The organism is Pseudomonas sp. ABa2, from assembly GCF_056676075.1.
Map to the genome: position 1 here is coordinate 1,760,563 of NZ_CM155239.1, position 17,670 is coordinate 1,778,232.

Annotated in this window: 15 protein-coding genes; all 15 read left to right on the plus strand. The window is 66.8% G+C overall.

What is annotated here, in order from left to right; translation table 11 throughout:
- The 15 genes from AC1G9C_RS08675 (at position 1) to alaS (ending at position 17,574) form a co-directional block, all read left to right on the plus strand.
- Positions 1–525, plus strand: coding sequence for a type II secretion system protein M (locus tag AC1G9C_RS08675; protein WP_480409950.1), 525 nt, complete (start codon positions 1–3; stop codon positions 523–525).
- A gap of 453 nt (positions 526–978) precedes the next feature.
- Entirely contained in the window at positions 979–1,758 is a 780-nt protein-coding gene (locus AC1G9C_RS08680) for an ABC transporter substrate-binding protein (RefSeq protein ID WP_397497434.1), read from the plus strand.
- 165 nt (positions 1,759–1,923) lie between these two features.
- Complete coding sequence (locus tag AC1G9C_RS08685) at positions 1,924–2,613, plus strand: ABC transporter permease (RefSeq protein WP_021443531.1); 690 nt, start codon at positions 1,924–1,926, stop codon at positions 2,611–2,613.
- 10 nt (positions 2,614–2,623) lie between these two features.
- A complete protein-coding gene (locus AC1G9C_RS08690; protein ID WP_122107197.1) occupies positions 2,624–3,322 on the plus strand; it encodes an ABC transporter permease in 699 nt (232 codons plus the stop codon).
- 61 nt (positions 3,323–3,383) lie between these two features.
- A complete protein-coding gene (locus tag AC1G9C_RS08695; RefSeq protein ID WP_021443533.1) occupies positions 3,384–4,148 on the plus strand; it encodes an ABC transporter ATP-binding protein in 765 nt (254 codons plus the stop codon).
- 75 nt (positions 4,149–4,223) lie between these two features.
- Entirely contained in the window at positions 4,224–5,204 is a 981-nt protein-coding gene (argR, locus tag AC1G9C_RS08700; protein ID WP_021443534.1) for a transcriptional regulator ArgR, read from the plus strand.
- A gap of 578 nt (positions 5,205–5,782) precedes the next feature.
- Positions 5,783–7,003, plus strand: coding sequence for an aspartate aminotransferase family protein (locus AC1G9C_RS08705; RefSeq protein ID WP_021443536.1), 1,221 nt, complete (start codon positions 5,783–5,785; stop codon positions 7,001–7,003).
- Between the two features lie 135 nt (positions 7,004–7,138).
- Positions 7,139–8,155 carry an arginine/ornithine succinyltransferase subunit alpha gene (aruF, locus tag AC1G9C_RS08710; protein ID WP_021443537.1) on the plus strand — a complete coding sequence of 339 codons (1,017 nt, stop codon included), beginning with the start codon at positions 7,139–7,141 and terminating at the stop codon, positions 8,153–8,155.
- 95 nt (positions 8,156–8,250) lie between these two features.
- Complete coding sequence (gene astA / locus AC1G9C_RS08715; protein ID WP_021443538.1) at positions 8,251–9,267, plus strand: arginine N-succinyltransferase; 1,017 nt, start codon at positions 8,251–8,253, stop codon at positions 9,265–9,267.
- A gap of 233 nt (positions 9,268–9,500) precedes the next feature.
- On the plus strand, positions 9,501–10,964 hold the full coding sequence (gene astD, locus AC1G9C_RS08720) for a succinylglutamate-semialdehyde dehydrogenase (protein ID WP_480409951.1): 1,464 nt from the start codon (positions 9,501–9,503) through the stop codon (positions 10,962–10,964).
- Positions 10,964–12,310 carry an N-succinylarginine dihydrolase gene (gene astB, locus AC1G9C_RS08725; RefSeq protein ID WP_122107192.1) on the plus strand — a complete coding sequence of 449 codons (1,347 nt, stop codon included), beginning with the start codon at positions 10,964–10,966 and terminating at the stop codon, positions 12,308–12,310. The genes astD and astB overlap by 1 nt, the downstream gene beginning before the upstream one ends.
- A 25-nt stretch (positions 12,311–12,335) precedes the next feature.
- Positions 12,336–12,614, plus strand: a complete 279-nt coding sequence (locus AC1G9C_RS08730) for a hypothetical protein (RefSeq protein ID WP_003244469.1) — start codon at positions 12,336–12,338, stop codon at positions 12,612–12,614.
- A 17-nt stretch (positions 12,615–12,631) separates the two neighbouring features.
- Complete coding sequence (gene astE / locus AC1G9C_RS08735; protein WP_480409952.1) at positions 12,632–13,642, plus strand: succinylglutamate desuccinylase; 1,011 nt, start codon at positions 12,632–12,634, stop codon at positions 13,640–13,642.
- A gap of 177 nt (positions 13,643–13,819) precedes the next feature.
- Positions 13,820–14,824 carry a low-specificity L-threonine aldolase gene (ltaE, locus tag AC1G9C_RS08740; RefSeq protein WP_480409953.1) on the plus strand — a complete coding sequence of 335 codons (1,005 nt, stop codon included), beginning with the start codon at positions 13,820–13,822 and terminating at the stop codon, positions 14,822–14,824.
- A 125-nt stretch (positions 14,825–14,949) separates the two neighbouring features.
- Positions 14,950–17,574, plus strand: coding sequence for an alanine--tRNA ligase (alaS, locus tag AC1G9C_RS08745; RefSeq protein ID WP_480409954.1), 2,625 nt, complete (start codon positions 14,950–14,952; stop codon positions 17,572–17,574).
- Positions 17,575–17,670: the final 96 nt, after the last annotated feature.

Genomic DNA, 17,670 nt, shown 5'->3' on the forward strand with positions numbered 1-17,670 from the left:
ATGGCCAGTTGGCGTCAGTTCAATCAGGGGCTGCAGCTGCAGTGGCAGCGTTCCAGTCTGGCGCAGCGCTGGCAGGCGCTGGGGCCGCGCGACCGTCTGGCGTTGCTGGCGCTGGGTGCCTTCCTGGCGCTGGTGCTGGGCTATCTGCTGCTGTGGCAGCCGGTGGCGCGCGACGCCCAGGCGGCGCGCAGCGCCTTCGAGGAGCAGCGCAGCCTGCATGCCTACCTGCAGAGCCGTGCGCCGGAGCTGCGCGGACGCCAGCTGCAGCCGCGCGTCAGCCTCGACCCGGCGCGCCTGCAGGGGCTGGTCACCGCCTCGGCGGCGGAGCAGGGCCTGGCCATCGAACGCCTGGATGCCGAGGGCCAGGGCGCGGTGCAGGTCAGCCTGCAGCCGGCGCCGTTCGAGCAGTTGCTGCGCTGGCTGCAGGCGCTGGAAGGGCAGGGTGTGCGCATCGAGGAGGCCGGCATGGAGCGTCGCGACGAGGGACGGGTGGCGGCGCGGTTGGGTTTGCGGGTTGGCCCCTGAGAGGGCGCCAGGTGGGTGGTGCGTATGGCGCACCCTACGCGTTGCGGTAACAGGGCGCGTCGGGATGGGGTGTTAGGGAACGTTCGGGCCCCGTTGCGGTGCCGCACGGGGCGCCGCTGCGCCATGGCCTGGGCGCTGCAGGCCCGGTGAATCGGGGATTTCATGGGATAAGGCGCGATTATTGCTTCAGTATTCCGTTTGCGATTCTTTTTGCGCTGCACGTTTAGGTGCGCCTGTCAATACGCCTGCCCGGCGCCTCCAGGGCTTCTGTAATTAGTTGTCGCATTGAGGAAATATCGCCTCAGCCCCTGTCGCTAGAATGCCGCTCACCCAACCAAGGCCCTTTGCCCGCTCGCTTGCGCGGCAAAGACCAGCAGTCTTTCTACAATTCATTCAAAGGCCAGGGCCAACCCCACTGCCATCGATGCCATTCCCATTCGAAGGAGCAAAAAAATGAAGAAGATCGCACTTCTCGGCGCGCTGGCGCTGTCCCTGTTGTCGCCGCTGGCCATGGCCGATGATGCCAAACCGCTGCGCATCGGCATCGAGGCGGCGTACCCGCCCTTCGCCTTCAAGACCCCGGACGGCCAGATCGCAGGCTTCGACTACGATATCGGCCAGGCCCTGTGCGAAGAGATGCAGGTCAAGTGCCAGTGGATCGAGCAGGAGTTCGACGGCCTGATCCCGGCGCTCAAGGTGCGCAAGTTCGACGCCGTGCTGTCGTCCATGTCGATCACCGAAGACCGCAAGAAATCCGTCGACTTCACCGGCAAGTACTACGCCACCCCGGCCAAGCTGGCGATGAAGGCCGGCACCGAGCTGAAGGACCCGCTGGTCGACCTCAAGGGCAAGAAGGTCGGCGTGCAGCGTTCCTCGGTCTACGACCGCTACGCCACCGACGTCTTCGCCCCGGCCGGCGTCGAGGTGGTGCGCTACAGCTCGCAGAACGAGATTTTCCTGGATATGCAGTCCGGCCGCCTGGACGCCACCCTGGCCGACTCGGTGAACATCGACGACGGCTTCCTCAAGACCGATGCCGGCAAGGGCTTCGCCTTCGTCGGCCCGGATTTCACCGACGTCAAGTACTTCGGCGAAGGCCAGGGCATTGCCGTGCGCAAGGGCGACAAGGCCCTGGCCGACAAGATCAGCGCTGCCATCCTGGCCATCCGCGCCAACGGCAAGTACAAGGAAGTGCAGGACAAGTACTTCGCCTTCGACGTCTACGGCGAGTAAGCGCAACGCACGGCAAATGGCACAGGCTTCACTCGCGGTTTGTGCCGCTTCTTTCTGGCCGCCGGCCCTGGCGGCCGCCCTCTGGGCCGTCGCGGAGCCTGGCTCCCGGCAGTTTCTGTTGTGCTACCTGGCGCCGTTCGCGGCGCCCGCATGAGGTACTAGCGCATGCTTCAAGGCTACGGCTCGACCATTCTCGACGGTGCCTGGCTCACCCTGCTTCTGGCCCTGACATCGATGGCGGTGGCGATTTTCCTCGGCCTGCTCGGTGCGGCCTTTCGCCTGTCGCCGATTCGCTGGCTGGCCATGCTCGGCGAGACCTACGCCACGGTGATTCGCGGCATTCCCGACCTGGTGCTGATCCTGCTGATCTTCTACGGCGGCCAGGATCTGGTGAACCGCGTCGCGCCGCTGCTCGGCTACGACGACTACATCGACATCAATCCCTTCGTCGCCGGCGTGTTCACCATGGGCTTCATCTTCGGTGCCTACCTGTCGGAGACCTTCCGCGGCGCCTTTATGGCCATCCCTAAAGGCCAGGCCGAGGCCGGCGCGGCCTACGGCATGAGCGGGGTGCAGGTGTTCTTCCGCATCCTGGTGCCGCAGATGATCCGCTTCGCCATTCCCGGCTTCACCAACAACTGGCTGGTGCTGACCAAGGCCACCGCACTGATCTCGGTGGTCGGCCTGCAGGACATGATGTTCAAGGCCAAGAGTGCTGCCGACGCGACCCGCGAGCCGTTCACCTTCTACCTGGCGGTGGCGGCGCTGTACCTGGTGCTGACCAGTGTTTCCCTGCTGGCCCTGCGTTTCCTCGAGAAACGCTATTCGGTCGGCACCAAGGCCGCCGAGCTGTAGGAGCCGTGCCATGATCTTCGACTACAACATGATCTGGGAGAACCTGCCGCTGTACTTCAACGGCGTGCTGGTGACCCTGAAAATCCTCCTCATCTCCCTGGCCCTGGGCCTCAGCCTGGCGCTGCCGCTGGCGCTGATGCGGGTGTCCAAGTCGCCGCTGGTGAATTTTCCGGCCTGGCTCTACACCTACGTGATCCGCGGCACGCCGATGCTGGTGCAGCTGTTTCTGATCTACTACGGTCTGGCCCAGTTCGAGTTCATCCGTGACAGCTTCATGTGGCCGTATTTCTCCAGTGCCACCTTCTGCGCCTGCCTGGCCTTCGCCATCAACACCAGCGCCTACACCGCGGAAATCCTCGCCGGCAGCCTCAAGGCCACGCCGCATGGCGAGATCGAGGCGGCCAAGGCCATGGGCATGTCGCGCGCCAAGCTGTACCGGCGCATCCTGCTGCCCTCGGCCCTGCGCCGAGCGCTGCCGCAATACAGCAACGAAGTGATCATGATGCTGCACACCACCTCGCTGGCGTCCATCGTCACCCTGATCGACATCACCGGCGCGGCGCGCACGGTCAGCTCGCAGTACTACATGCCGTTCGAGGCCTTTATCACTGCCGGCCTGTTCTACCTGGTGCTGACCTTCATCCTGGTGCGCCTGTTCAAGCGCGCCGAGTTGCGCTGGCTGGCCTACCTGGCGCCGCGCAAGGCCTGAACGGCGGTCGTCAATTTCCCTGGGTCGCCGGTTCGGCGGCTGATTCAAGAGAGTGGAAACCATGTACAAACTCGAAGTTCAGGACCTGCACAAGCGCTACGGCAGCCATGAGGTGCTCAAGGGCGTCTCCCTGGCGGCCAAGGCTGGCGACGTGATCAGCATCATCGGCTCGAGCGGCTCGGGCAAGAGTACCTTCCTGCGCTGCATCAACCTGCTGGAGCAGCCGCACGGCGGCAAGATCCTGCTCAACGGCGAGGAACTCAAGCTGGTGCCGAACAAGGAGGGGGCGCTCAAGGCCGCCGACGCCAAGCAGTTGCAGCGCATGCGCTCGCGCCTGTCGATGGTGTTCCAGCACTTCAATCTGTGGTCGCACATGAGCGCCCTGGACAACGTCATGGAGGCGCCGGTGCACGTGCTCGGCGTGGACAAGGCCGAGGCCCGCGACAAGGCCGAGCACTACCTGGCCAAGGTCGGCGTGGCCCATCGCAAGGACGCCTATCCCGCGCACATGAGCGGCGGCGAGCAGCAGCGCGTGGCCATCGCCCGCGCCCTGGCCATGGAGCCGGAGGTGATGCTGTTCGACGAGCCGACCTCGGCGCTCGACCCGGAGCTGGTCGGCGAAGTGCTCAAGGTGATGCAGGACCTGGCTCAGGAGGGGCGCACCATGGTGGTGGTGACCCACGAGATGGGCTTCGCCCGCGAGGTGTCCAACCAGCTGGTGTTCCTGCACAAGGGCGTGGTCGAGGAGCGTGGCAACCCACGCGAAGTGCTGGTCAATCCGCAGTCCGAGCGGCTGCAGCAGTTCCTTTCCGGCAGTCTCAAGTAACCAGCGGCTACACTTCGCCCAGGGCCTGCTCTCACCGCAGCAGGCCGACGCGCAGCAGACTTTGAACAGGCTCTCATGACCCCCCATCGAATCGGCTTCCTCTACTGGCCCGGCACCAAGGCCCTGACCCTGTCGCTGGCCGAGGAGGCGTTGCGCGTGGCGCAGCGTGTGCATCCGGAAGTGGTGTACGAGTTGGTGTTCCTCCAGGCCGAGCCGCTGGCCGCCGGTGACTGGCGCCTGCCCGGCGAGCCCTGGGCCGGTCATCTGGACGGTTGCGACAAGCTATTCCTGCTCGCCGACGTGCCGCCGGCGACGGTTTCCGCCGGCCTGGCTGCCGCGCTCAAGCAGCAGGTGCGCAGCGGTTGCGTGATCGGCGGGCTGTCCGCCGGGGTCTATCCGCTGGCCCAGCTCGGCCTGCTCGACGGCTACCGCGCGGCGGTGCACTGGCGCTGGCAGGACGACTTCGCCGAGCGTTTCCCCAAGGTCATCGCCACCAGTCACCTGTTCGACTGGGACCGCGACCGCCTCAGTGCCTGCGGCGGTTTGGCGGTGCTCGATCTGCTGCTGGCGGTGCTGGCGCGCGACCATGGCGCCGAGCTGGCCGGTGCGGTCAGCGAGGAGCTGGTGGTCGAGCGCATCCGCGAGGGCGGCGAGCGCCAGCGCATCCCGCTGCAGAACCGCCTCGGCTCCAGCCACCCCAAGCTGACCCAGGCGGTGCTGCTGATGGAGGCCAATATCGAGGAGCCGCTGACCACCGACGAGATCGCCCAGCACGTGTGCGTCTCGCGGCGCCAGCTGGAGCGGATCTTCAAGCAGTACCTCAACCGCGTGCCCAGCCAGTACTACCTGGAGCTGCGCCTGAACAAGGCGCGCCAGCTACTGATGCAGACCAGCAAGTCGATCATCCAGATCGGCCTGTCCTGCGGCTTTTCCTCCGGGCCGCATTTCTCCAGCGCCTACCGCAACTTCTTCGGCGCCACCCCGCGCGACGACCGCAACCAGCGGCGCAGCAACAGCCCCTTCGAACTCACCTCCACTCCGGTCGAGCGCGGCTGAAGGCCTCCCGCGGCTTATAGCTGCCTAGGGTGGATGACGCTTGTTTCATCCGCCGCAGCCGACCGCCAGGGTGGATCGGTAAAGCCTGATCCCCCTACGCTCTGCACCACTGACTCATTCGATCCCGGCAGTTCGGCGCGCAGCCCGGATGCAATCCGGGGCGATTCTGCGCCAGGCGCCATTGCCCCGGTTGGTCACCCCTGCCCGTTTACGGGAGAGGGGCGGGGGAGGGAAGCGTCGGCTCGTGGGGGTATTGGCGCCGGTTTCCCGGGGCGCATCCGGACGACGCAGCCTGTTCGCCCTGTGCAGCTGGCTCGGTCGATACCGACCGGTCAGCCTGCGGAGATTTTTTCCGTCGCCGTGCGCCCTGGCGGCGAACTGCGTTTAAACTGCGCCTTTCCGACGCTTTCTGTCGCTTTGACGAAAGCCCCCGGAAAACCTGGGTTGGCGCTATAAGAAGTTGTCGCATGGCGGCAATGCCGGCCCCGAATCAGTCCCTACAATCCTTGCATTCCCCGCCGCAATGGGCCGCCCGCGTGGCTTGCTGCAGGCCGGTTTTCCTTATCAGGAGAGTTTCGATGTCCGTTCAGCACGATGCGGTGCAACGCACCGATTTCGACCAGTTCATGGTTCCCAACTATGCTCCCGCAGCCTTCGTACCCGTGCGCGGCCAGGGCTCGCGAGTCTGGGATCAGAGCGGTCGAGAGCTGATCGACTTCGCCGGCGGCATCGCCGTCAACGTGCTCGGCCACTGCCACCCGGCCCTGGTCGGCGCGCTGACCGAGCAGGCCAACACCCTCTGGCATGTGTCCAACGTGTTCACCAACGAGCCGGCGCTGCGCCTGGCCAAGAAGCTGGTCGAGGCCACCTTCGCCGAGCGCGTGTTCTTCTGCAACTCCGGCGCCGAGGCCAACGAGGCCGCGTTCAAGCTGGCCCGGCGCGTGGCCCACGACCGTTTCGGCGCGGACAAGCACGAGATCATCGCCGCCACCAACAGCTTCCACGGTCGTACCCTGTTCACCGTCAGCGTCGGCGGCCAGCCCAAGTACTCCGACGGCTTCGGGCCGAAGATCCAGGGCATCACCCATGTCCCGTACAACGATCTGGAGGCGCTGAAGGCGGCCATTTCCGACAAGACCTGCGCGGTGGTGCTGGAGCCGATTCAGGGCGAGGGCGGCGTGCTGCCGGCCGACCAGGCCTACCTGGAGGGCGCCCGCGCCCTGTGCGACGCGCACAACGCGCTGCTGGTGTTCGACGAAGTGCAGAGCGGCATGGGCCGCAGCGGCGAGCTGTTCGCCTACATGCACTACGGCGTCACCCCGGACATCCTCTCCAGCGCCAAGAGCCTGGGCGGCGGCTTCCCCATCGGCGCCATGCTCACCACCAGCGAGCTGGCCAAGCACCTGACGGTCGGCACCCACGGCACCACCTACGGCGGCAACCCGCTGGCCTGTGCGGTGGCCGAGGCGGTGGTCGACGTGATCAATACCCCTGAGGTGCTGGCTGGGGTCAAGGCCAAGCACCAGCGCTTCGCCGCCAAGCTCAGCGAGCTCGGTGAGCGCTTCGGCATGTTCACCCAGGTGCGTGGCCTGGGCCTGCTGCTCGGCTGCGTGCTCAGCGACGCCTGGAAGGGCAAGGCCAAGACGATTCTCGATGCCGCCGCCGGCGAAGGTTTGATGGTGCTGCAGGCAGGCCCCGACGTGGTGCGCTTCGCCCCCAGCCTGGTGGTGGAAGACGCCGACATCGACGAGGGCCTGGCCCGCTTCGAGCGCGCCCTGAACAAGCTGGCCAACGCCTGAGCGAGTGCCCGGCGCAGGTAGGCGCCGGGCTTCCCTCACGGATGACGATCCTGTGTGTGCCGGGGTTGATGACCTCGGCGTTCTCCGGCTGCCCGTGCGTGGCATCCGGGGCTTTTCTTGAAAAGGAGTGACCCCATGCTGGTAATGCGCCCTGCGCAAATGGCGGACCTGGCGGATGTGCAGCGGCTCGCCGCGGATAGCCCGGTGGGTGTCACTTCGCTGCCGGACGATGCCGAGCGGCTGCGCGACAAGATCGCCGCCTCGGAGGCGTCGTTCGCCGCCGAAGTCAGCTTCAACGGCGAGGAAAGCTACTTCTTCGTCCTCGAGGACAGCGCCAGCGGACGCCTGGTCGGCTGCTCCGCGATCGTCGCCTCGGCCGGCTACTCCGAACCCTTCTACAGCTTTCGCAACGAGACCTTCGTGCACAACTCGCGCGAGCTGAAGATCCACAACAAGATTCACGTGCTGTCGCTGTGTCACGATCTGACCGGCAACAGCCTGCTCACCAGCTTCTACGTCGAGCGGCCGCTGGTCAGCAGCGTGTTCGCCGAGCTCAACTCGCGCGGCCGCCTGCTGTTCATGGCCGGCCACCCCGAGCGCTTCGCCGATGCGGTGGTGGTGGAGATCGTCGGCCACAGCGACGAGCACGGCGACTCGCCGTTCTGGGATGCGGTGGGGCGCAACTTCTTCGACATGAACTATACCGAGGCCGAGCGCCTGTGCGGGCTGAAGAGCCGCACCTTCCTCGCCGAGCTGATGCCGCATTACCCCATCTACGTGCCGCTGCTGCCGGACGAGGCGCAGGAGGCCATGGGCCAGGTGCACCCGCGGGCGCAGATCACCTTCGACATCCTGATGCGCGAAGGCTTCGAGACCGACCACTACATCGACATCTTCGACGGCGGGCCGACCCTGCATGCGCGCACCTCGGGCATCCGCAGCATCGCCCAGAGCCGCCTGGTGCCGGTGAAGCTCGGCGAGGCCGAGAAGGGCGGGCGCCAGTACCTGGTGAGCAACGGCCAGTTGCAGGATTTCCGCGCCATAGTCGCCGACCTCGACTGGGTGCCGGGCAAGCCCGTATGCCTCAGCCTGGAGGCCGCCGAGGCCCTGGGCGTCGGCGAAGGCGCCAGCGTCCGGCTGGTGGCGGTTTAAACCGAAGCGGCAAGCTGCAAGCCACGAGCGGCAAGCCAGCCTGTCTTCTAACTTGTAGCTTGCCGCTTGAAGCTCTTAGCTGATCCGGAGGATCCATGATCGTTCGTCCCGTGCGCAGCGCCGATTTGCCGGCGCTGATCGACCTGGCACGCAGTACCGGCGCCGGCCTGACCACCCTGCCGGCCAACGAGGAGCGCCTGGCGCACCGGGTCGGCTGGGCCGAGAAGACCTTCCGCGGCCAGGCCGAGCGCGCCGACGCCGACTACCTGTTCGTGCTCGAGGACGACGCAGGTCGCGTCGTCGGCATCTCCGCCGTGGCCGGCGCCGTCGGCCTGCGCGAGCCCTGGTACAACTACCGGGTCGGCCTGACCGTCAGCGCCTCGCAGGAGCTGCACATCCACCGTCAGGTGCCGACGCTGTTTCTGGCCAACGACCTGACCGGCAACTCCGAGCTGTGCTCGCTGTTCCTGCATGCCGAGCACCGCACCGGCCTCAACGGCCGCCTGCTGTCGAAGGCGCGCTTCTTGTTCATCGCTGAGTTCCGCGAACTGTTCGGCGACAAGGTGATCGCCGAGATGCGCGGCATGTCCGACGCCGAGGGTCGTTCGCCGTTCTGGGAGAGCCTGGGGCGGCACTTCTTCAAGATGGAGTTCAGCCAGGCGGACTACCTCACCGGGGTCGGCAACAAGGCCTTCATCGCCGAGCTGATGCCCAAGTTCCCGCTCTATACCTGCTTCCTCTCCGAGGATGCGCGCGCGGTGATCGGGCGCGTCCACCCCGACACCGAGCCGGCGCTGGCCATGCTCAAGGCCGAGGGTTTCAGCTACCAGGGCTATGTCGACATCTTCGACGCCGGCCCGGCCATCGAGGCGGAAACCGCGAAGATCCGCGCCGTGCGTGACAGCCAGAACCTGGTGCTGGCGATCGGCACCCCGGGCGACGACGCCGCGCCGTTTCTGATGCACAACCGCAAGCGCGAGGACTGCCGCATCACCGCCGCCCCGGCGCGACTGGCCGCCGGCACCCTGGTGGTCGACCCGCAGACCGCCAAGCGCCTGCAGCTGTCGGCGGGCGACCAGGTACGTGCGGTGCCGCTGTCGGCGCGCGGCTAGCAGGCCGTTGAAAAACGTAGGCGAGGCAGCCAGTGCAATACCGATGGCGGCCCTGCAAAAACAGGCGAGGAACGGTCGGAGTCGCGGGCGACTTTACGAGCTGTAAATGAGCATTCCGAGCCTGTTTTTAACGCAGCAATGGCAACGCAGGTAGTTTTTCAACAGCCTGCGAGACGATTTCTTTCTGCGCAGGCCCCGCGCCTGCCGATGAACGCTGGGAGTGATAGAACAAGATGAGCACTCATTACATCGCAGGCCACTGGTACGCGGGCGAGGGCGAGCCGCTGCAGTCGCTCGACCCGGTCAGCCAGGCGGTGATCTGGCAGGGCCGCGGCGCCAGCGCGGCGCAGGTCGACCAGGCCGTGCAGGCCGCGCGCGCCGCCTTCTCGCTGTGGGCCGCGCATTCGCTGGATGGCCGTATCGCCGTGCTGGAGCGCTTCGCCGCTTGCCTGAAGACCCATGCCGACGAGCTGGCGCGCGCCATCGGCGAGGAAACCGGCAAGCCGCTGTGGGAGGCCGCCACCGAGGTGACCAGCATGGTCAACAAGGTCGCCATCTCCATTCAGAGCTACCGTGAGCGCACCGGCGAGAAGAGCGGGCCACTGGCCGACGCCACCGCCGTGCTGCGGCACAAGCCGCATGGCGTGGTGGCGGTGTTCGGCCCCTACAACTTCCCCGGCCACCTGCCCAACGGCCATATAGTCCCCGCGCTGCTGGCCGGCAACTGCGTGCTGTTCAAACCCAGCGAGCTGACCCCCAAGGTCGCCGAGCTGACCGTCAAGTGCTGGGCCGAAGCCGGCCTGCCGGCCGGCGTGCTCAACCTGCTGCAGGGCGGCCGCGAGACCGGTGTGGCGCTGGCCGGCCATCCCGGCATCGACGGCCTGTTCTTCACCGGCTCCAGCCGCACCGGCAACCTGCTGCACGCCCAGTTCGCCGGCCGCCCGGACAAGATCCTGGCGCTGGAGATGGGCGGCAACAACCCGCTGATCGTCGACCAGGTGGCCGATATCGATGCGGCGGTCTACACCATCGTCCAGTCGGCCTTTATCAGCGCCGGGCAGCGCTGCACCTGCGCGCGCCGCCTGCTGGTGCCGCAAGGGCAGTGGGGCGATGCGTTGCTGGCGCGCCTGGCGCAGGTCGCGGCCGGGCTCAAGGTCGGTCGTTTCGACGCACAGCCGGCGCCCTTCATGGGCTCGGTGATCTCCCTGCAGGCCGCCGCGCAGTTGCTGCAGGCTCAGGCCGATCTGCTGGCCAAGGGCGCCACCGCGCTGCTGGCCATGACCCAGCCGCAGGCCGGCGCCGCGCTGCTGACCCCGGGCATCCTCGACGTCACCGCGGTGGCCGAGCGCCCGGACGAGGAGTTCTTCGGCCCGCTGCTGCAGGTGATTCGTTACGCCGACTTCGACGCCGCCATCGCCGAGGCCAACGCCACCGTCTACGGTCTGGCCGCCGGCTTGCTGTCGGACTCCAAGGCGCGCTACGAACAGTTCTGGCTGCACAGCCGCGCCGGCATCGTCAACTGGAACAAGCAACTGACCGGCGCCGCCAGCACTGCGCCCTTCGGCGGTGTCGGTGCCTCTGGCAACCACCGCGCCAGCGCCTACTACGCCGCAGACTACTGCGCCTACCCGGTGGCCTCGCTGGAAAGCGACACCCTGGCCCTGCCCACCACCCTGACTCCGGGAGTGACTCTGTAATGACTGCCTATGAGATGAACTTCGACGGCCTGGTGGGGCCGACCCATAACTACGGCGGGCTGTCCTACGGCAACGTCGCGTCGCAGAACAACAGCCAGGCGGTCTCCAGCCCGAAGGACGCCGCCAAGCAGGGCCTGGCGAAGATGAAGGCGCTGATGGAGATGGGCTTCAAGCAGGGCGTGCTGGCCCCGCAGGAGCGTCCGGACGTCGCCGTGCTGCGCAGCCTGGGCTTTACCGGCAGCGATGCGCAGGTGATCGCCAAGGCCGCCAAGGGCGCCATGCCGCTGCTGGTTGCAAGCTGCTCGGCCTCCAGCATGTGGACGGCCAACGCCTGCACCGTCAGCCCCAGCGCCGACACCGCCGACGGTCGCGTGCACTTCACCGCCGCCAACCTCAACTGCAAGTTCCACCGCAGCATCGAGCACCCCACCACCAGCCGCGTGCTGCAGGCGATGTTCGCCAGCGAGAAACACTTCGCCCATCACCCGGCGCTGCCGGCGGTCAGCCAGTTCGGCGACGAGGGCGCGGCCAACCACACGCGCTTCTGCAAGGGCTACGGCGAGCCGGGCGTGGAGTTCTTCGTCTACGGCCGCAGCGCCTTCGATAGCCGCTATCCGGCCCCGCAGCGCTACCCGGCGCGGCAGACCCTGGAAGCCTCGCAGGCGGTGGCCCGCCTGCATGGCCTGGGCAAGGCCGGGGTGGTGTTCGCCCAGCAGAATCCGGAGGTGATCGACCAGGGCGTGTTCCACAACGACGTGATTGCGGTGGGCAACGGCGAGGTGCTGTTCTATCACCAGCACGCCTTCCTCGAGACCGACAAGGTACTTGCCGCGTTGAGCGACAAGCTCGCCCGCCGCGGCGGCAATTTCCAGGCGGTGTGCGTGCCGGCCGGCACCGTGAGCGTGGAGGATGCGGTCAAGTCCTACCTGTTCAACAGCCAGCTGCTGACCCGCGAAGACGGCTCGATGCTGCTGGTGGTGCCGGAGGAGTGCCGCAACAACGCCAGCGTCTGGCGCTACCTGGAGCAGCTGACCGCCAGCAACGGGCCGATCCGCGAGGTCAAGGTGTTCGACCTCAAGCAGAGCATGCAGAACGGCGGCGGCCCGGCCTGCCTGCGCCTGCGCGTGGCGCTCAAGGAGCAGGAGCTGGCCGCGGTCAATCCGGGCGTGGTGATGAGTCCCGAGCTGCACGACATCCTGGTGGCCTGGGTCGACAAGCACTACCGCGACCGCCTCAGCGAAGCCGACCTGGCCGATCCGCAATTGCTGATCGAATGCCGCACGGCATTGGATGAACTGACGCAGATCCTTAAACTGGGCTCGGTCTATCCTTTCCAGATGACCTGAACCTCGCCCCAACCTCGGAGATTTTATGAGCGACGCCCTGCAACTGATTCTCGAAGATAACGACGGCACCCAACTGGAAACCTCCTGCAGCCGCTTTGCCGTGGTCTGGCAGGGCAAGGAGCTGTGGGTCCAGGCCGTTGGCGACCAGTTGCTGATCGGCGTCGACGTGGAGGAGGGCGACAGCGAGTACGCCAACCTGCTGCTGCGCCCCCAGGCCACCAACCTGGTCAGCCTGCAGCTGGAGATGGAGCCGGCGATCGCCGACGAGGATGATCATGTTCACGGCCCGGACTGCAATCACTAAGCCCTGAGGAGTGTCTGATGCTTGCCCTCGGCAAACTGCTTGAACTGACCCTGGCCGGCCATGAGCCGTCGGCGAAGATCCAGTTGACCCCCGAGGGCACGCGTTTGCGCTGGCTGGCCGAAGGCGCGCTGGAGGTGACCCCGCCGGCGGCGCGCGACAGCGGCCTGGATCTGTTGCTGTCGGCCGGCATCCACGGTAACGAAACCGCCCCGATCGAGCTGCTTGACCGCCTGCTGCGCGGCATCGCGCGCAACGAGCTGCACCCGGCGGCGCGCATGCTCTTCCTGTTCGGCAACCCCGAGGCCATGCGCCGCGGCGAGCGTTACGTGGAGCAGGACATCAACCGCCTGTTTAATGGACGCCACGAGCAGTCCAGCGGCTTCGAGGCGATCCGCGCCTGCGACCTGGAACACCTGGCGGCGACCTTCTTCAGCAAGGACGGCCGCACCCGCCTGCATTACGACCTGCACACCGCCATTCGCGGCTCGAAGATCGAGCAGTTCGCCCTCTACCCCTGGCACCAGGGTCGCGCTCACTCGCGCCGCGAACTCGAGCGCCTGCGCGCCGCCGGCATCGAGGCGGTGCTGCTGCAGAACAAGGGCTCGATCACCTTCAGTTCCTACACCTACGCCCAGCTCGGCGCCGAGGCCTTCACCCTGGAGCTGGGCAAGGCGCGTGCCTTCGGCCAGAACCAGCTGGTCAACCTCGACCTGCTGGAGAATGCCCTCGTCGAACTGATCGAAGGGCGCGAACCGGCGTCGCAGGATCAGGGCCTGGACGGCCTGCAACTGTTCGCCGTGGCGCGCGAGATCATCAAGCACAGCGACAGCTTTCAGCTGCACCTGCCGGCCGATATCGAGAACTTTAGCGAACTGGAGCCTGGCTACCTGCTCGCCGAAGACATCGCCGACACCCGCTGGGTGGTGGAAGAGCAGGGCGCACGCATCATCTTCCCCAATCCCAAGGTGAAGAACGGCCTGCGCGCCGGCATCCTGATCGTGCCGGACGACGGTTCCAACCTGGCGTAGCCCGGGTGACAGCTGTAGGAGCGGCTTCAGCCGCGAACCCTGGCTGATCGCTTCGCGGCTGAAGCCGCTCCCGCATGGGGGGCGCTTTCCGGCCGATTTTGCAGCCAACTGTATCTTGTGACCGCGCGAGGCGGCCTCGTAGCATGGCCTTTTCCATGCCACTCAAGGATGTCCGCCATGCCCCTGATCGACCTGCGCAGCGATACCGTCACCCAGCCCACCGCCGGTATGCGCGCGGCCATGCTCGCCGCCGAGCTGGGCGACGATGTCTACGGCGAGGATCCCACGGTCAATCACCTGGAGGCCTGGCTGGCTGCGGAGCTGGGCTTCGCAGCGGCGCTGTTCGTGCCCACCGGCACCATGAGCAACCTGCTCGGCCTGATGGCCCATTGCGAGCGCGGCGACGAGTACATAGTCGGCCAGCAGGCGCACACCTACAAATACGAGGGCGGCGGCGCCGCGGTGCTCGGCTCGATCCAGCCGCAACCGCTCGACGGCGAGGCCGACGGCTCGCTCGACCTGGCCAGGGTCGAGGCGGCGATCAAGCAGGACGACTTCCACTTCGCCCGCACCCGCCTGCTGGCCCTGGAAAACACCATGCAGGGCAAGGTGCTGCCGCTGGCCTATCTGGCCGCCGCCCGCGAGCTGACCCGTCGCCGCGGCCTGGCCCTGCACCTGGACGGTGCGCGGCTGTACAACGCCGCGGTCAAGCTCGGCATGCCGGCGCGGGAGATCACCCAGCATTTCGATTCGGTCTCGGTGTGCCTGTCCAAGGGCCTCGGCGCGCCGGTCGGTTCGGTGCTGTGCGGCAGCGCGGCGTTGATCGGCAAGGCGCGGCGCCTGCGCAAGATGGTCGGTGGCGGCATGCGCCAGGCCGGCGTACTGGCGGCGGCGGGGCTGTATGCGCTGCAGCACCAGGTCGAGCGTCTGGCCGCGGATCACGCCAACGCCGCGCGCCTGGGTGAAGCTTTGCTCGAGCTGGGCTACAGCGTCGAGCCGGTGCAGACCAACATGGTCTATGTGCAGCTCGGCGAGCGTGCCAGCACGGTAAAGGCCTTTATGGCCGAGCGCGGCATCGCCGTGAGCGCTGCGCCGCGCCTGCGCCTGGTCACCCATCTGGACGTCAACGCTGAGCAAATCGAGCAGGTGATCGAGGCTTTCGCCGCTTTTCGCTCGTTCTGAGTCGCAAGCGCAGCGCCGCAGCGGCGCCAGCGATCAACAAGGCACTAGCCGCGCGCGGTGGGCCCGATATAATGCGGCCCTTTGCCGGCTTTTGCCGTGGCCGCCTGTTTCCGTGGAAGACCCCTATGAAAAGCGCAGAAATCCGTGAAGCCTTCCTGAGCTTCTTCGAAGAAAAAGGGCACACCCGTGTCGCTTCCAGCTCGCTGATCCCGGCGAACGACCCGACCCTGCTGTTCACCAACGCGGGGATGAACCAGTTCAAGGACTGCTTCCTCGGCCTGGAAAAGCGCGCCTACACCCGCGCCACCACCAGCCAGAAGTGCGTACGCGCCGGCGGCAAGCACAACGACCTGGAAAACGTCGGCTACACCGCGCGCCACCACACCTTCTTCGAAATGCTGGGCAATTTCAGCTTCGGCGACTACTTCAAGCGTGATGCCATCCATTACGCCTGGGAATTCCTCACCTCCGACAAGTGGCTGAAGCTGCCCAAGGAGAAACTCTGGGTCACCGTCTACGCCACCGACGACGAGGCCTACGACATCTGGACCCAGGAAGTCGGCATCCCTGCCGAGCGAATGATCCGCATCGGCGACAACAAGGGTGCGCCCTATGCGTCCGACAACTTCTGGGCCATGGGTGACACCGGCCCGTGCGGCCCCTGTACCGAGATCTTCTTCGACCACGGCGAGCACATCTGGGGCGGCCCGCCCGGCAGCCCGGAAGAGGACGGCGACCGCTACATCGAGATCTGGAACAACGTGTTCATGCAGTTCAACCGCACTGCCGACGGCGTGCTGCACCCGCTGCCGGCGCCGAGCGTGGACACCGGCATGGGCCTGGAGCGCATCAGCGCCGTGCTGCAGCACGTTAACTCGAACTACGAGATCGACCTGTTCCAGAACCTGCTGGCCGCCGCAGCCAAGGCCATCGGCTGCAGCAACGACGGCCAGGCCTCGCTCAAGGTGGTGGCCGACCATATCCGCTCCTGCGGCTTCCTCATCGCCGACGGCGTCACCCCGTCCAACGAGGGCCGCGGCTACGTGCTGCGCCGCATCATTCGCCGCGCCTGCCGCCACGGCAACAAGCTCGGCGCCAAGGGCAGCTTCTTCTACCAGATCGTCGCCGCCCTGGTGGCCGAGATGGGCGAGGCTTTCCCCGAGCTCAAGCAACAGCAGGCACATATCGAGCGCGTGCTGAAGACCGAGGAAGAGCAGTTCGCCAAGACCCTGGAGCAGGGCCTGAAGATCCTCGAGCAGGATCTGGTCGGCCTCAAGGGCAAGGTCATCCCCGGCGAAACCGTGTTCAAGCTATACGACACCTATGGCTTCCCCTACGACCTGACCGGCGACATCGCCCGCGAGCGCGGCCTGAGCCTCGACGAGAGCGGCTTCGAGCGCGAGATGGCCGCCCAGCGCGAGCGCGCCCGTTCCGCCAGCGCCTTCGGCATGGACTACAACGCCCTGGTCAAGGTCGACGCCGACACCCGTTTCCTCGGCTACGAAGGCACCCGCGGCAGCGGCACCATTATTGCCCTGTTCGCCGACGGCCAGGCCGTCGACAGCTTGCAGGAAGGCGAGGAGGGCGTGGTGGTGCTGAATCAGACCCCGTTCTACGCCGAATCCGGCGGCCAGGTCGGCGACTGCGGCTACCTGGAGGGTGCCGGCGTCAGCTTCGAGGTGCGCGACACCACCAAGGCCGGCGGCGCCTTCCTGCACCATGGCGTGGTCGCCAAGGGCAGCCTCAGCGTCGGCGCCTCGCTCAAGGCCGAGGTCGACGCCAGCGTGCGTCAGGCCACCGCGCTGAACCACTCGGCCACCCACCTGCTGCACGCCGCGCTGCGCCAGGTGCTCGGCGAGCACGTGCAGCAGAAGGGCTCGCTGGTCGACAGCCAGCGCCTGCGTTTCGACTTCAGCCACTTCGAGGCGATCAAGCCCGAGCAGCTCAAGGCGCTGGAAGACATAGTCAACGCCGAGATCCGCAAGAACTCCGAGGTGGAAACCGAGGAAACCGATATCGACACCGCCAAGGCCAAGGGCGCCATGGCCCTGTTCGGTGAGAAGTACGGCGATCAGGTGCGCGTGCTGAGCATGGGCGGCGACTTCTCCGTCGAGCTGTGCGGCGGCACCCACGTCTCGCGTACCGGCGATATCGGCCTGTTCAAGATCACCAGCGAAGGCGGCGTGGCCGCTGGCGTGCGCCGCATCGAGGCGGTTACCGGCGCCGCGGCGCTGGGTTACCTGAACGCGGCCGAGGAGCAGCTCAAGGAAGCCGCGGTGCTGGTCAAGGGCAGCCGCGACAACCTGCTGGACAAGCTGGCCGGCGTGCTCGAGCGCAACCGCCAGCTGGAGAAGGAACTGGAGCAGCTCAAGGCCAAGGCCGCCAGCGCCGCCGGCAACGACCTGGCCGGCGCAGCCGTCGAGGTCAAGGGCGCCAAGGTCCTGGCCGCGCGGCTCGACGGGCTGGACGGCAAGGCGCTGCTGGCGCTGGTCGACCAGCTGAAGAACAAGCTCGGCAGCGCGGTGATCCTGCTTGGCGGCGTGTTCGAGGAGAAGGTGGTACTGGTCGCCGGCGTGACCCAGGACCTGACCGCCAAGCTCAAGGCCGGCGACCTGATGCGTCAGGCCGCAGCAGCGGTGGGCGGCAAGGGTGGCGGTCGCCCGGACATGGCCCAGGGCGGCGGCGTCGACGCCGGCAAGCTGGACGAGGCATTGGCACTGGCTGCTACTTTCGTCGAGCAGGGCCTGTAACAGGTGTGAAAGCGGGGCCCGCAGTGCGTCCGGCGGGCCTTGGCAGTGTGACCCGATGCGGGTTTAATGGGCGCCCTTCGAGGAATCAGGCGGCTT